Genomic DNA, 15,071 nt, shown 5'->3' with positions numbered 1-15,071 from the left:
TGAGTCGTATGGGAATGCTTGCCGAAGTTATGCTCGCCTCACCACTTAGATATCTGTCTAATCGGTAGTGGGAACAAGTTATTACCATTCCTATAATCAGTACAAGTTCTTGTCCTTCGCTCGGGACAAGAACTTGTACCGATAAAATAAAAAAACCGCTAAAATAGCGACTTCAATGGGAATATGTTCTTGTCCCTCGACAATAAATTCATTCGTCTAAATTGTGTTAGATTTACACCTTTTTCATCGTTCGAATATGATCTATAGCACACTGCTTCTGATTTGATCAGTTCAGTGTGCTTTAAATTAATCATCTGTTTGTCTTAAGAGTACACCTGGTTGTTTAAAGCAACTTATTAAAATACTTCATATGATTTACAAAGATCAGTACGAGTGGTTATTTTCCCAGTATAAACTAGTACCATAACATTGATCGAATGGCTCTCATGAAATAGTTTTTCTTCTTTTTTCTGAATGATACTTTCTCCTAAATCTCTTTACTAAATAGACAATGTACATGACACATCCATAATAAAATGTAAACATGTAAAAGAAGAGAAATAACGGGATGAATTGTTCGTACACTCCAACCCTCAACATAGAATCTAAAATAAAAAAGACCCAACCATAACACCCAAACATATTTGGATTTGATAGCAAAACGAACTAAATCACCAAACAACTTAAATGACGCTAATGAAAATAATTTGATCATTTTAGATTCTTTCTTAATCAAAATGTCACGATTTTGTTTCTATACCATCTAATTAATTTGAAGTACATATTGCAGCTTGCTGATACAATGCCCTTTCAGAAAAAACACAAATAGGAAAGCATTTGCCGTCCTATAGTGCTGCTTCATATATTCTCTTCGTTTGAAATGACTACATATTTTCGTCCACTATTCCTGTATTAGCGTTACCAAATCAGTTGGATCTGTTAACTTGAGTTGCTGGTTCATTTCATTTTGATATAACATTTCAACAATCACAGAATACGCTTTTTTTCACCTAATCCTTAACTATCAGGTCTAAATAAATATCTTTAAACATTGGGTTCAGCTCTTCTTCTGGTGTCATACTAAATACCAAACTACCATCCTCAGTAAAATGTACCGGTTTAATGCGGGCATGTCTCCCTGGATCTCCTAATCCACCATTCCCTGATCCTTCTTTTTCACCAGGAGTTCTTGCATGATATACGATGATAGGATTTCCGAATTTATCAACTGTAAATGAGTTGTGCCCTGGCCCATTTTGATTATCTAAATCGTTTGTTTCAAGTACCGGATAATTTATCTTTACCCAATTCTCTACTTCCAATAGATTTTCTCCTTCGCTTATAGATAAAACCCCAATACAATATGACCAATTAACAGAAGAGGCTGAGAAAGCAAGGTACACAGTACCATCTCGTTTAATAACGGATGGACCTTCATTTATCATACCATTTCCGTCTGTGGCCTTCTCCCATGCATAAGAAGGCTCTGAAAGTATAACTGACTTGCTAGTTAGAATCCAAGGCTGTTCTGGATTAATTGTTGCAATTAGAATGGAGGAGGGACCAGCCTCAACATATTGTGCCCAAGCAACGTAATGCTGTCCTCCACTTTCGAAATAAGTCATGTCAAGTGAGAACGAATTGAAAGCAATATTATCTCCTGTATACGGTATATTAAAATGTGCCTCAGTATCCCAGTTTTCCTTTTTAAAGGGGTCACCATCGCCTTTACAAGCAATTACCGCAGGATGTAGTGCCCATAAATTATTTTTACTTGTGCTTGCTGTAAAGAATATAAACCAGTTTCCATTGATTTGATGAATCTCAGGAGCCCAAATATAACGTCCATTTGAAGTTGAATGCTTCTCATCCCAAATAACTATCTCATGTACACCAGGCTCTGCCATACCATTTAATTCAACTGTTCCTGCTAACCCCTCCAATGTTTGGGAACGACGAAGTACAATGCGATCATATCCCTCGAGATCTTGGTCACCATTAATAGGATAACTAGCCGTGAAGTAATAGTACCCATCATTGCTTTTTGTAATATGCGGATCGGCTCTATACTTAATAAATGGGTCTGGGTAACGTATCTGTTCAACCGTCCCTTTAATTTTATATGTTCCTTTGCTATAAGTTCTAACTGCAAGTAAATCTTCATTTTCCCACTGTACACCCAAATACTTGAAAGAACCATCACTGTACAGAGCTTTTATTTTATTTGGAGGCTGAACAGAACATCTAGACTGAATCGTTAGTGGAGGGATTGTTTCTACCCCGATATTGATAACCCTTGAATAATGCCTGGATACCCGCTCATATTCTGTTTTAGTCAATTTTAAGTTTGAAACGAGTCCCGACACTATTGGTAAGGAACCACCTTCTAACACTGGTCTATTAAGAACCTCAATTTCCGAAACAGAAAAAATTCGTTTCAAATCAGTAACTGTTTCATAATATATACCTTTATCATCTGTCCACCGAATACGATAAGCATCAATCTTTTCGTCATACAAAGCAAAAGGATCCTGTACAGAGATACTTGCTTCATTCAGCGATAGTAAGCGCTCATTCTGAAATGTGATTAAATCTTCTGAATCAAATAGGTAGGCTTTGCTCCCTTTATTATTATTACCGGCAATCAAGCCATAAGATCCATCGGATTTACGAAACAAGTACGGATTTTTTAATATTCCTGATCCTACCGGCACAACTGCATAACTACTTGTGGGATAATGAATTGGCTTACCGTTATTTAGTAAACTATATTTATCCTCACCGATAATACGCACTGCAGCACAAAGTGCAGAATCACGTTCTCCAGAGATAAAATTTTCGTCCATACCACTACCTTGGGTATATACCAATAGTTCAGCATAATCTTCATCTAAAGTTACTGAAACTTGCGTTTTTAGAGTCATCTAATTGATCGCTCCTCCATTTAGTAGAATAATAATTTTTTAGATATCGCCTCACGGATTTTCCATACCAGTGTATTCTCTTTAATCCAATTCATTGTCCCGAAATCACATGTCCAACACAATTTTATATCTCAACCTTAATGAAATTGAAACGCAGTTGACTGATGGTTCAAATGGAAGAGGAGTTATGATGCAAATAGCAGAAAAAAACTTTACCAAGCTTAATACTATTAAAAGGTTGCCAGATTCTTGACAACCATTATTTTCACTAAATCAAAGTAAGGTACTTTAAACGTAGTGATTTTTAATACGGTCATACTCTTCTTTTGTAATAGCGATAACCGTACCATGCTTAAATCGATACGGAAAGCTGAAATGCTCTTCACTACGAATAAATCGCCCATCTTTCAGATTGTCTGAGAGAAAGGGGACATATCCTTGACCTTCCCCAGGAACTCCAAAATAATCTAGTAAAAGGCACCATTTCCCACTCTCAAGTTGAAATGCAGTAGGCCCTTCATATGCACCGTGTCCAAGTTTCTTCATTTCCTCTTCAAACTTTTGATTGGTTCGATATGTTCCAGTAATGGTGTTGCCTTCCTGTAGAATGATACCTTCCGGATTGGCTTCGCTCTTCAAGAATCGATAATATGATCCGTCTTCTTCATAGATGGCAGAATCAATAATGCCGCTTCCATCCTTTCTGCAGAGCAATTGTGCTTTATCAAATTGAACAAAATCCTTTGTCCGAGTGTAATAGATAGCCTTATCCCCATAATTATTGGAGGCATGAGACGAAGACCAATGGATTATGTAGTCCTTACGTTTCTCGTCATACAGTACATCTGGTGCCCACAAACAACCAAAATCCTCATCACCCAGTTCAACCATACGCTGCTCGGACCAATAAACAAGATCATCCGATTCCCACATAGATAAGCACTTGCTCCCATTACGAGAGATGTTATTCCAATCTCGTTCATATTTGCTGTGGAAGCAATTGGCCAGACTTAAATCGGTAGATATAATAAAAAATTTTCCATCTTTAGTTCGGACAATAGTATGATCACGTACGCCTTGTTCCCCTTGATTACTCCATAATATTGGCTTTCCATCATTCACAGACTCCCATTGTAATCCGTCTTTGCTAAGCCCAAAATAGACCTGTTCACCATCCGGTGTCGTTTTTTCTCTGAAATGAACGAATAAATAAGCCATTTTAATAAAACCACCTTTATCTATTTTTAACACAGGATTCTATTTAATCTACGACAACGTCCAAGGTCACACTTTTGATATCTGGCGATAAGTCTTCCTCGTTCCGCATATCAAGAGTAGGACTACCGTCAAATCTAAAATGAACAGGCTTCATACTAGCGTGGCGATGTCCACCTTGTATCCCGCACGCATGATATACGTTAAACCAGTCTCCATGTTTGTCCTGTACAAACATATTATGTCCAGGTCCATATTCTCCGGGCTGGCTTAAAGAATGCATAACTGGATAGTTATACTTAATCCAAGCATTTGGATTTAGTGGGTTGTCTGATGCACTCAGTTCTAGCAACCCAACTGAATAATTTGGCCCTACACCTGATCCAGAGAAAGCCATATATAGCTTATCGTCATTTTTAATAACAAAGGCTCCCTCCGACACCCCCGAGGAGATGTCACCGTTTCGATCCCAGCCATATTATCGTTAGTAGATTTCATTTACTGTGCCCCATTTTGCAAGAATAGTATCATATTCTCCTTTTGTAATTGGTAATACGCTCCCATGCCGTTTCTTTAACGATCCAAAAGAATATTGTTCGGGGGTTAATTTCTGCCAACTTTCACCGGAAGTATCCCCAATCTGAGTTGTGAGAATAGGTAGATATCCCCCATTGCTACTATATTGATCTACAAACAACCCCCACTTTGCCTCGTTATTGAATTTAAAGAATGCAGGCCCTTCCACATCACTCCCAGTCAACCCAAGCCCCAAGGAATCAAGTGTAGAAATATGCTCCCAATCTCCATTTAAACGTTTGCTGGATTCAATCGTAATATGTCCGTCTCCAGATGCCCGATAGTACATATCATCTGCTCTAATGATACTTGTATCAATGATTGTCCCCTGTTTACCTCTCGTAATATATAGTTCTGCCTGTGTAAATGTACGGAAATCTTCCGTCCTGCTGGCATAGATATGCATGCCTTCGGGCTGATTGTCTTCTGATAATACGCTGGAAGCCCAAAAGACTAAGTAGTTCCCTTCTTCTTCATCATAGATGGCTTCGGGTGCCCAAACACAGCCAGCCTCTCTAGGTGCAACTTCAACACTTCGAGGTTCCGACCAGTTCACTAGATCCGTTGACTCCCAAATCAGCAATGCATGACTGCCATTAACAGTTGGCTGTGATCCTTCCCAACCACCGCGATGATAGATACTAAGATCAGTAGCGATTAAATAAAACAAGTTATGGTCGACGCCACGAAGTAAAAAAGGATCACGAACCCCTTTTTCCCCTATATCCGAGCGGAGAACAGGTTGGTTTTGATTCAGGTCTTGCCAGTGCAGGCCATCTTTGCTCAAAGCAAAATAAACCTGCTCACCATCTTCCTGATCCCCAATAAAATGAGCAAAAACATAACCATACAATGATACATTTGAACTCATGTTTATCCCCCTTCAAATTCTATTCATTACACATGACACAAAATCAGCGCCTATAACAGACGCTGATTTTTTAGTATAATTTGTTTTATTTGGGATAAACCTTTTACTGAACTTCTCTAAATGTTGCATCTGCCTTTGAAGTTGTATCGTTAATAGAATCAATTCTCAATTGATAGTTGGAATGCCTTACATATCGATCTGGAACATTATAAGATTGGTATGAAGCAAGAGCTGGATCAGCAAGTCCAGGAACTCTCATGAACGAAGCATCGCGGTTAAACGCAGTCGTCCCATCTGATTCTACTAACACAAGTTGATAATTACTATGCTTTAAGTAATACCCGGGGAAATTGGTTGATTCAAATGAAATTGTTCCCCCACCTGCGAGCCCTGGTACAATCTTGAATTTTGAATCGTCTAGAGGTGATACATTTTGATCAATTCGTGCTTGGAAGTTCGCGTGTCTTAGAAACCTTCCAGGAAAATTATACGATTCAATTCGCTTGATTTCACGGCCAGCTCCGCTTGCATCTCGAAACGCGTCCATAGCTGGTGTCCACTGTCCATTGGTATCTCTTGCTCCCATATCGTAGCCGCCTTCTGGCCCAGGAGGTAAAGTTTCTGGAGCCCAATAGAACACCCCGGAATCATTGCCCCCGATACGTTTCATCAAATTGATCCAACTATCAATCGCTCGTTTAGTTTGAGTACCTCGATCCCATCTTCCACCCACTTCAGCCATCATTACTGGCTTATTGTACTTATTATGCAAATATTCAGCTCTCTCTCCTACGAATTGAATATCGTTAACACCAGCGTAAGAAGAAAATCCTATTAAATCAGTTTTTCCACCATTATTGAAGAATGGATCAAGAAAAGATTCCAGATCCCGTTGCGGTCCTGCTAAATGTATCATGGCAACACTTGATGGAGAGACCGCTTTCACAGCATCATATCCTGCGTTAAATAATCCCACCATCTGGACTGGATTTCTGAGACTACCTTGCCATCCAACGATACCAGAGTTTGTTTCATTGCCGATCTGAACCCATTTAGGAATAATCCCCTCATTAGTTAGTGCAGTCATATAATTAAACGTATAATCGTACAACGTGGTCTTCATATCTTCATAACTTAAACCTTGCCAAGCAACGGGCGCCACTTGACCCCCTACACTATTCCATGTATCCCCATAATGAAAATCAATCATAATTTCCATGCCTTTAGCATGCGCACGCTTAGCTAATGCAATACTCCCTTCTTGATCTGCATAACGATCAACATCGTTTGGATTCACCCACGTTCGAATGCGAACAGCGTTAATTCCGAATTCTTCTTGGAGAATATCAATCAGATCGCCTTCCGTACCATCTTTATAGAAGAATTTATCTCCTTGTGCTTCAAGTAATGGCAATATGCTAATATCTGCTCCATAAGCAAACGTACGATCCTCTGTTTCTGCATGAATAGAGTTAGGTTGAAATAGTGAGAAAAATAATGCAACAATTAACGTCACTGCACTAATCTTAGCCATGAATTTTTTCATAGTTCCTCCTATAATCTTATTATTTTGTACTTAGGAATTCCCAGCTAAAAAGTTGTCAATCTGTGACTGAAGTTCTTCCTTAACTTTATCAATTCCAGCTGCTTTAAGCTGGTTAAGCAAATCTTGCTGACCCTTATTCAAATCATTAATGATGCCATATTCCAATGGAAGATTATATCTCATCATCACATTACCGATATTTGCAATCTCATTTTTCACCTTTGTATCAACCAAAACGAAACTTTCCAGCGGATAATGATATAACTTGGTTTGACTTGCCGCGATGATATCCAAGGCTTCTTGAGGTGTGTTCACATTGTCACGATTGAGATGCGAGTTCCAGCCCCATACGGAGTATCCAGGATATTGAGAGGAGCTTGGCCCTGCCGAATATTTGTCTTCACCCTCAGGAATATAATGCTCTCCAGCAATGCCGTACATGACAAGGTCATGAATTTCCTTATCGTTTTGTAATAAATCAATGAGCATTAAAGCACGTTCAGGATTTTTTGACGTAGAATGAATAGCTGTTCCGTTTTGTGTTGAGATTGCTGCATTCACCTTGCTGTTTGGTGTAATATCAACAATCTTAAGCTCCATATCTCTCTTCTCTTGTTTGGCTTCAGCGATCTGTGCACCTAGTGTCAATACGTTGTGATTACTTGCCGCTACTTTTCCAGCCTTCATTTCCTGCCATCCATCAATTTTATTATTCACAATATTTCTCGGCCAAACTCCGTTGTCTGCTAGATCCTTATAGTACTTGAGAGTCTCTTTGTATTCAGGCGTTTCTACGACATTAAATAACTTTCCGCTCAAGTCATCTAGTTTAAACGCAAGAGGTAAGCGAGGATCGATAAGATGCCAATCGTTTTTTTGCATCAAAGTCTGGTTATCCCAAGAATTCCACATTTCACCGCTGGCAGAAGCATTGAAGGGAACAATTCCTTGCTCGTTCTTAGCAATCGTTTTTAAATAAATCGCCAGCGTATCTAAACTATTAACTTCCGGCAAATTGTTCTTTTTCCGGAGATCTTCGCGAATCAAGGTGAATCCATCGGTCACTTCCACATGATTGTTGGGAACCATGTAGAGTTTGCCTTCAATTTTTGCCTGATCCCAGCTGACCTTAGGCATGTTCTCCCATGTCTGAGGAGCATACTTTTCCAGCATTTCGTCTGTTAATTCTAAAAAACCGCCCATCGTAGCCTGATTGGTATAGAAAGCCCAGTTCGCTGTATAAATTAAGTCAAAATCCTCATTAGCAGCAAATTTAAGGGGATACTTCTGTGCCCAGTCTGACCAATCCAAGAACTCAACACTGACGGTTGTGTTGATTTTTTCTTTTAACTTTTGATTTAGTTCAGTATAAACTTTTTCATAATCAACAGGTTTTGGTCCTAACATAATCATTTTTAATTGCACGGGTGCAGAAGAGTTATCTCCTACAGCAGAACTTGATGATGATTCTTTGTTGCCTCCTGATGAGCAGCCACTTAGTACGACCGTAAGCAATAATGCCATTGCCGTAATCATGACTAAGTATTTTCTTGTTAATCTCATGTTTCTGTTGCCTCCCCTGAAATCAAGTGTTTTGGGATAAACATTGAAGTGAAACATATTATCCCTATTCGAAAGTACAAATCAATCATAAGATGTAAGCGTTTTCTATACAATCTGATAATCCTCTGATTATCTTTGAATATCTTATGTATAATAGATTCAGGTCAAATCACAGAGAAACAGCGCCCTTGAACGGGTTCTAAGAGCGCTATGAGAACAGATTGTCATACAACTTACTTTGATTAGATTTTATTTAATGACTTTTCATAGATGTATTTTTGTTTAATAGATATTGGTTCGCTTGCTTTTCAACTTCCTTTTTTACCTTTTCCAGTCCAACAGCGTGAAGTTTATCGCTAAGAAGGTCAAATGCCTGATCAACATCTTCAACGGCACCGATATATATAGGTCTTGCATATTGCTCCGAAATCTGTAAAATCGCTGTTAATTCAGGTTCTACAGCCTCCGAATTAAAGCTGAAACCAGCATAGGTTGAGGGAATTAATATCTTTTTGATTTCATTTAAATGCTGTATATAACTATCGGGCCATGAATTCCGTGGCAAGAACAGACTCTTGTTAACAAACCAGAATCCGGATTTATCCATCGGATACCTATTGGTTTCAGTTGTTACTCCTTCAGGTAATGCAATTTTGTTGTCATCCGTAATGACATAATTCTTACCTTCTAGTCCGAAGTATGCCAAGTAGACATACTCTGGTTCTTCCATTAATAGATCAATGACTTGCAATGATTTCTCTGGATGTTTGGAACTTGAAGAAACGGCTAGTCCATTTACCAACCAAGAGGCTGCTGGAGCATTTCCTTTGGCATCTATAGTTGGTATTATTTCTGCTTTAATCCCCTTTAACTCGCATTGTTCTAGCGTAGACGCAATATCATTTGAATTGCCAAAGGCGACAGCACTTCTACCTTCGCAAAAGTTATCTTTTGAGCGAACTTGATTTGCATAAGGATTATCATTCATATAACCTTTATCTCGCCATTTTTTCATGATTCCGGCTGCATACTTCTGCGCGCTCAAATACGGTTCCTCCAACATGGAATAGATGGTACCAGATGGATCCTGATAATCGTAAGTCATGCCTTGTGCATAGGTAATTCCTGAATCCATAGGTGCACCAGGATAGGCAATTTTATCTCGGACGATATTATAGTATGGTGTTGAGAGATCATATTGACTATCCAAGTTCATTGGAATCATGTTCGCCTCATACTTTTTTATGGCTTCAAGATAAGGTTCGAGTTCAGACACTCGACGAATGCGAGAAATTCCATATTTTTCTCTCAAATCTTGACGAATTACAGTCACTCCTGTTGTCACATCAGGAGTAGAGGTTGGAACCATATATATGTTGCCTTTAATCTTTGCAGCATCCCATGCCTTGGGGTTTAGTTGGTCATGGTGTCTGGGCAAGAACTGTTCGATCATGTGTTCCGTAATTGACAAGAAGGCTCCCCTAGATACTTGCTGTGCATAATAACTCCATGACGAGGCATAGATGATATCTACATCCCCTGAAGCAAGAATTGCTGGATACTTTAAATTCAGTTCCTCCCAACGAATATATTGAATGTTAAGCATGGTATTCAGATCGTCCATTAATCTGTCGTTCAATGTTTCCAAAACTTCGGGGAATCCTTGTGGAGCTTCACCAATCAAATACATATTTAATGTGACTACATCATTTTTTTTGCTTGTGTTTACTGTATGTTCCGTAGGCTGTGATTCAGTTAACTCTGTAGCCATTCCTTTTTCAGAATTGCGTTCAAGAACATAGACAAAGATGACTATGACTGCCATCATACTAACGAACCACAGGAATATTTTATTTTTCTTAAGTTTCATGTTCCCTCCATCTCATACGGCGTTACATGAAGGTACGCATTTAATTACGCTCATCATCTTCAGTCAAAATGAGTGGTAGCCGCAAAATAACTTTCATCCCTTGATCAGGCTGGCTGACGAAGACCATCCCATATTTCTGGCCATACATTAATTGAATTCGCTCCTGAATGTTTCTCAAACCAAATCCTCCCGTATTTTTGCTACGAGTACCATGAAGTAAACTTTCAGTTTCAGAAGATGCCATTCCAACACCGTCATCTTCCACAATAATGATCAAGTCTTGTACCTCAATGTACGCTGAGATTTCAATCGTACCTGAACCACTCTCATTTTCTAAAAGTCCATGAATAATGGCATTCTCTACTAAAGGTTGCAACATGATTTTTGGCACTTCATAAGGAAAGAACTCGCTAGAAACTCGAATAGCAAGCTTAATTTTGTCTCCAAATCGCATATTCTGTATAGCTGCATATGCCTCGATATGGCGCAGCTCGTTTTCTAATGTGACCTTTTCTTTTCCATTCGATAAACTCAGCTTATAAAAAGTAGCCATTCTTTGAACCAGCTCTGTAATCTCATTCGGATTGTTTGTTAGAGCCATTATGTTAATTAGATCCAATGTATTATACAGAAAATGAGGATTAATCTGAGCTTGTAGCGCCATCAATTCTTTATTCTTCACTTCTCGCCCCAATAGATAAGTCTCATCCATCAGATGAGAAATGTTCTTAACCATTAAGTTAAAATTTTCAGTCAACTCCCCAATCTCATCCCCATTCACTGGAAGATCCGCAACTTTGAAGTCTCCACTCTTCATCTTGCGAACGAGATGTGTCAGTTTGCGAATTCGCTTGGTCATTGTACCTGCGGCGATATAAGATAATAGAAATACTAATGGGATCGCCAACAGATATAATTTGATCATTTGATCACGTGCCTTATTACTGGCTGACAAAATATCTGAGTAGGGTACAATTAGCGCGATCTTCATATTTGTTAAAGGGATGGAACGAAGGCCAAGAAACATTCGGTTATCATTTATTATGAAGTGTTCATCTTGATAATTGTTTGGGTAAGAAAGCCATTCCTCCCGATGATTGCTTATCACATTCATAAAGTCTTTCTCGTTTAGTTGACTTGTGATTGAAGACCCGAGACTCTCGAGTCGTTCGTTAAACAGGATTACAGAAGAATTCGGTGTAAGTAGCGCATGATCCAGAACGGAGCGAAACGCATCTGCATAGAGCCGAACTTTAATGATTCCACTAATAGTCTGAATATTGTGCATAGCAGGAATTTTACGAATAACAGAGATACCTTGGTTATCTACATCATAATTGAATGATCTCGTTGGTAACCAGTCGAATGCATCAGATGAGGATAAAAAAGGCATAAACCAGTCTAATTTCTCAAGCTCCTCCATTTTCAGATAATCAAAGTTGCCTGGCTGACCGGCGAGACCTGACTCCATATATAACTGAAAGGTTTGTATATCCGAGTTAAATCGAAACTGATTCATCGCATTGCTTAGAGCATTGGCATCCTGATACCAGAGATTAATATCCTCATATCTAGAGGAATCTGCAATCAACGAAGCCTGAACAGTATCATTAAAAGCGATCAAATTCAAAATTTCCGTAATGGATCGTGTCTTAAACGCAATATAATCCTTCGTTTCATCCAACACTTTCTCTGCAGAAAATAATGCCTGCTTCTCACTCTCAATCCTAATCTGATGCAAGTTTATCGTTAGAAGAAGGAGAAATGGGATACTGAATACCACCAAGATTATCAAAGCCATTTTATAATGAAGGCTCCATAAAACTTTACGTTTACCCCTCATCTAACACATTTCTCCCGAAACTCAGTCGGTGTGCATCCAGTCGTTTTCTTGAAAAACGTTGCAAAATAATTGGCGTCAGTGAATCCAAGATTTACAGCAACTTCATGCAATTTCATGTCAACGTTGGAAAGAAGGATTTTGGCTTGTTCAGTTCTAACTTCATTGATATATTCCTTGATGGTTTGACCTCGCTGCTTTTTGAAATATACAGATAAGTACGTTTCGTTAAAGCCGATATATTCAGCAATTGTTTTGATGGTGAAGCCTTTATCAGAAAAATGATTGTGAATGTAACGAATAATCTCACGAATTTTAACATGATCCTCACCAGAGCTATCCTGAAAGAGTTCGAGAAAAGACAGTACGTAGGATTCTAAGATTTGAAGATTCATAATGCCATCGAATTCTTTCCATATATATCTACGTTCTCCATCCCTGTCGATCTCCTTAAGTCCGTACTGAATAGCCATCTCAAGAATAATCATAAGATATTGGAAGTAGACGTCTTTGACATGTGAAATATTCAAATCACAGGAGCGTCTAGCTCGTTCAGTCAGTTGAACTAATTGCTTTTTAGCAGCATCAATGTTCTCTTTACGTAAATCCTCTCGGAACTGTTGGAGTTCATGCCGTTCAATTGAAAAAGTGACTGATTGCCCTAACAAATCTGCGAAAAAAAAGTTCTTTCCTTCATTATAAAAGAGTGAGTTGCAGGCTTTCATTGCTTGTTGATAAGCGAGCGGAATGTCGGATAGCAGCCTCACTGGCTCACTAATTCCAACTTGAAAAGAAATTGTAGGATCCAAAACTTCCGATAGTTCAGTAATCATATCTTCAATCTTTTCTCTGCCCTCTTGGAAACTTGATCCGAATGCACCAGGTAAAATAATAACTAGCCATTGACTAGAAGTAAATCCGCATATCCCTTCGTGCTGTGCAAGCAAAGGGCGCGTTATCAACTGGTACAGCACTTCTTGCTGCATCTTGGATATGTCTTCAGGATATTTAGAAGAGCCCCAATAAAGGGCTGCTGTGATGACCGTAAAAGAATTATTGTATCTGAGTAAGAATGTATCTTTACTTTTCAAAGCGAGCTGTACATGTTGAGAATCCGGCTCTACAATTAACTTGCGAACCATCTCTTGACGTAGAACCGCGAGAGACCAGTGAGTGTCATGATGCTGTTGCCAATCTACAGACATTTTACGTTTTTCTTCTTCCGCTGTAACCAAACGTACGGCTGCCAAAACAGCGTCTTGGACTTCTTTCAGATTAATTGGCTTTTCGATATAATTTAGTGCACGTGTTTTGATCGCGGATTTCAAATACTCCTTATCCGAATAACCACTAAGAAAAATAAGTTGTCCCTTCCCTCCTATTTCCCGATAAGACGAAGCGAACTGGATTCCATCCATTCTTGGCATGCGAACATCACATAGAAGAATATCAGGCTTCCATTCCTTGGCTATATCTAGCCCGCTTAGGCCATTGGGAGCTGTGCGTATGTCAGTCAAGCCGATCTTTGAAGCTTTGAAATGACGCTCTAGCACTTCTCTTGTGCGAAACTCATCTTCAATAATCAACAATCTCATATTTGTTCCCCCTGAATGAGTGCTGTTGCTTCATTTACTCTAGAATAGCAAAGAGGAGACTTGGAGCCTCCTCGATTAAACGGTACCTATGACTCTCAAATAAGTACACGTTACTTTTTTTTAAATTTTATCCTTTTACCGCACCTAATGTAAGACCTTGTACGAAATATCGCTGAATGAACGGATATGCAAACAATATCGGCCCGGTCGCTACAATGGTCATGGCCATTTTAAGACTTTCGGAAGGGATCTGCACACTCACAACGGCTCCAGAAGAAATCATGGCCTGGCGCATCCCTTCCATGTTACCAAGCATATTATAAAGGTAATATTGAAGCGGCATTAAACGTTCGTCCGATATAAATAACAGCGAATAATACCAATCATTCCAGTAACCTAAAGCGATAAAGAGTCCGATCGTTGCCAATGCGGGCTTGGACAGTGGAATAATGAGCCGGAAGTAGATCAAGAAATCACCTGCTCCGTCGATTTTGGCAGATTCAGTAATTGCCTCCGGAATACCACCCATAAAGGACTTCATGACAATGATGTAGAACACGTTCAGAAGCATGGGGAGGATCAATACAAGAAGTGTATCTTTTAGATTCAGATAATTGACAATTAGCAAGTACCAAGGAACCAATCCCCCGCTGAATAGTGTTGTGAAGAAAAATAAAAACGAAAATTTATTTCTCCATTTAAAATCCTTTCGGGCTAGTACATACGCCGTCATTGATGTAAGTAATAATCCAAAGACAGTACCGAGAACTGTAACAGTAATCGTAATTGCATATGCATTCAGCATCTGAGCGGGATACTCGAATAGTATACGGTAAGCTTCCGTAGAGAAAGAGGTTGGAAGTATTTGAAATCCATTTTCTACAATACTTTGTTCCGAAGCAAACGAAGACGATAAAATTAAAATGAATGGAAACAGACAAAAAAGCGAAATTATCGTAAGCAGAATGTAACCAACCAGATTCATGATTAGTTTGTCGCCTCTCATCTTACGATGACTAGAAGAACTTGAAGTAGATGTTTTCTCAACTCGTGTACTCATGGGATATCGTT

General features: G+C 39.0%; 10 protein-coding genes. All 10 read right to left on the bottom strand.

What is annotated here, in order from left to right; translation table 11 throughout:
* Positions 1–1,010: 1,010 nt before the first annotated feature.
* Entirely contained in the window at positions 1,011–2,924 is a 1,914-nt protein-coding gene (locus J2T19_RS13735; protein ID WP_307216592.1) for a family 43 glycosylhydrolase, read from the bottom strand.
* Between the two features lie 288 nt (positions 2,925–3,212).
* Positions 3,213–4,142 (bottom strand): glycoside hydrolase family 43 protein, encoded by a 930-nt coding sequence (locus J2T19_RS13730; protein ID WP_307216590.1) that lies wholly within the window; start codon positions 4,140–4,142, stop codon positions 3,213–3,215.
* A 43-nt stretch (positions 4,143–4,185) separates the two neighbouring features.
* Positions 4,186–4,581, bottom strand: a complete 396-nt coding sequence (locus J2T19_RS13725; RefSeq protein ID WP_307216588.1) for a family 43 glycosylhydrolase — start codon at positions 4,579–4,581, stop codon at positions 4,186–4,188.
* A 42-nt stretch (positions 4,582–4,623) separates the two neighbouring features.
* Positions 4,624–5,586, bottom strand: a complete 963-nt coding sequence (locus J2T19_RS13720) for a glycoside hydrolase family 43 protein (RefSeq protein WP_307216586.1) — start codon at positions 5,584–5,586, stop codon at positions 4,624–4,626.
* Positions 5,587–5,689: 103 nt separating this feature from the next.
* The gene (locus tag J2T19_RS13715; RefSeq protein WP_307216584.1) at positions 5,690–7,132 is read right to left on the bottom strand and encodes a glycosyl hydrolase 53 family protein; all 1,443 of its coding nucleotides are present in this window, start codon (positions 7,130–7,132) and stop codon (positions 5,690–5,692) included.
* 30 nt (positions 7,133–7,162) lie between these two features.
* On the bottom strand, positions 7,163–8,695 hold the full coding sequence (locus tag J2T19_RS13710) for an extracellular solute-binding protein (protein WP_307216582.1): 1,533 nt from the start codon (positions 8,693–8,695) through the stop codon (positions 7,163–7,165).
* Positions 8,696–8,948: 253 nt separating this feature from the next.
* Positions 8,949–10,565, bottom strand: a complete 1,617-nt coding sequence (locus J2T19_RS13705; protein WP_307216580.1) for an ABC transporter substrate-binding protein — start codon at positions 10,563–10,565, stop codon at positions 8,949–8,951.
* Positions 10,566–10,605: 40 nt separating this feature from the next.
* Positions 10,606–12,366, bottom strand: coding sequence for a sensor histidine kinase (locus J2T19_RS13700; RefSeq protein ID WP_307216578.1), 1,761 nt, complete (start codon positions 12,364–12,366; stop codon positions 10,606–10,608).
* Between the two features lie 38 nt (positions 12,367–12,404).
* Entirely contained in the window at positions 12,405–13,994 is a 1,590-nt protein-coding gene (locus J2T19_RS13695) for a helix-turn-helix domain-containing protein (protein WP_307216576.1), read from the bottom strand.
* A gap of 133 nt (positions 13,995–14,127) precedes the next feature.
* Entirely contained in the window at positions 14,128–15,060 is a 933-nt protein-coding gene (locus tag J2T19_RS13690; RefSeq protein WP_307216574.1) for a carbohydrate ABC transporter permease, read from the bottom strand.
* Positions 15,061–15,071 lie beyond the last annotated feature (11 nt).

The sequence above is a fragment of the Paenibacillus tundrae genome, assembly GCF_030812775.1.
GTDB lineage: Bacteria > Bacillota > Bacilli > Paenibacillales > Paenibacillaceae > Paenibacillus > Paenibacillus tundrae_A.
The sequence above is the reverse complement of the archived record's forward strand: the minus strand, read 5'-3'. Positions and strand labels throughout refer to the sequence as shown.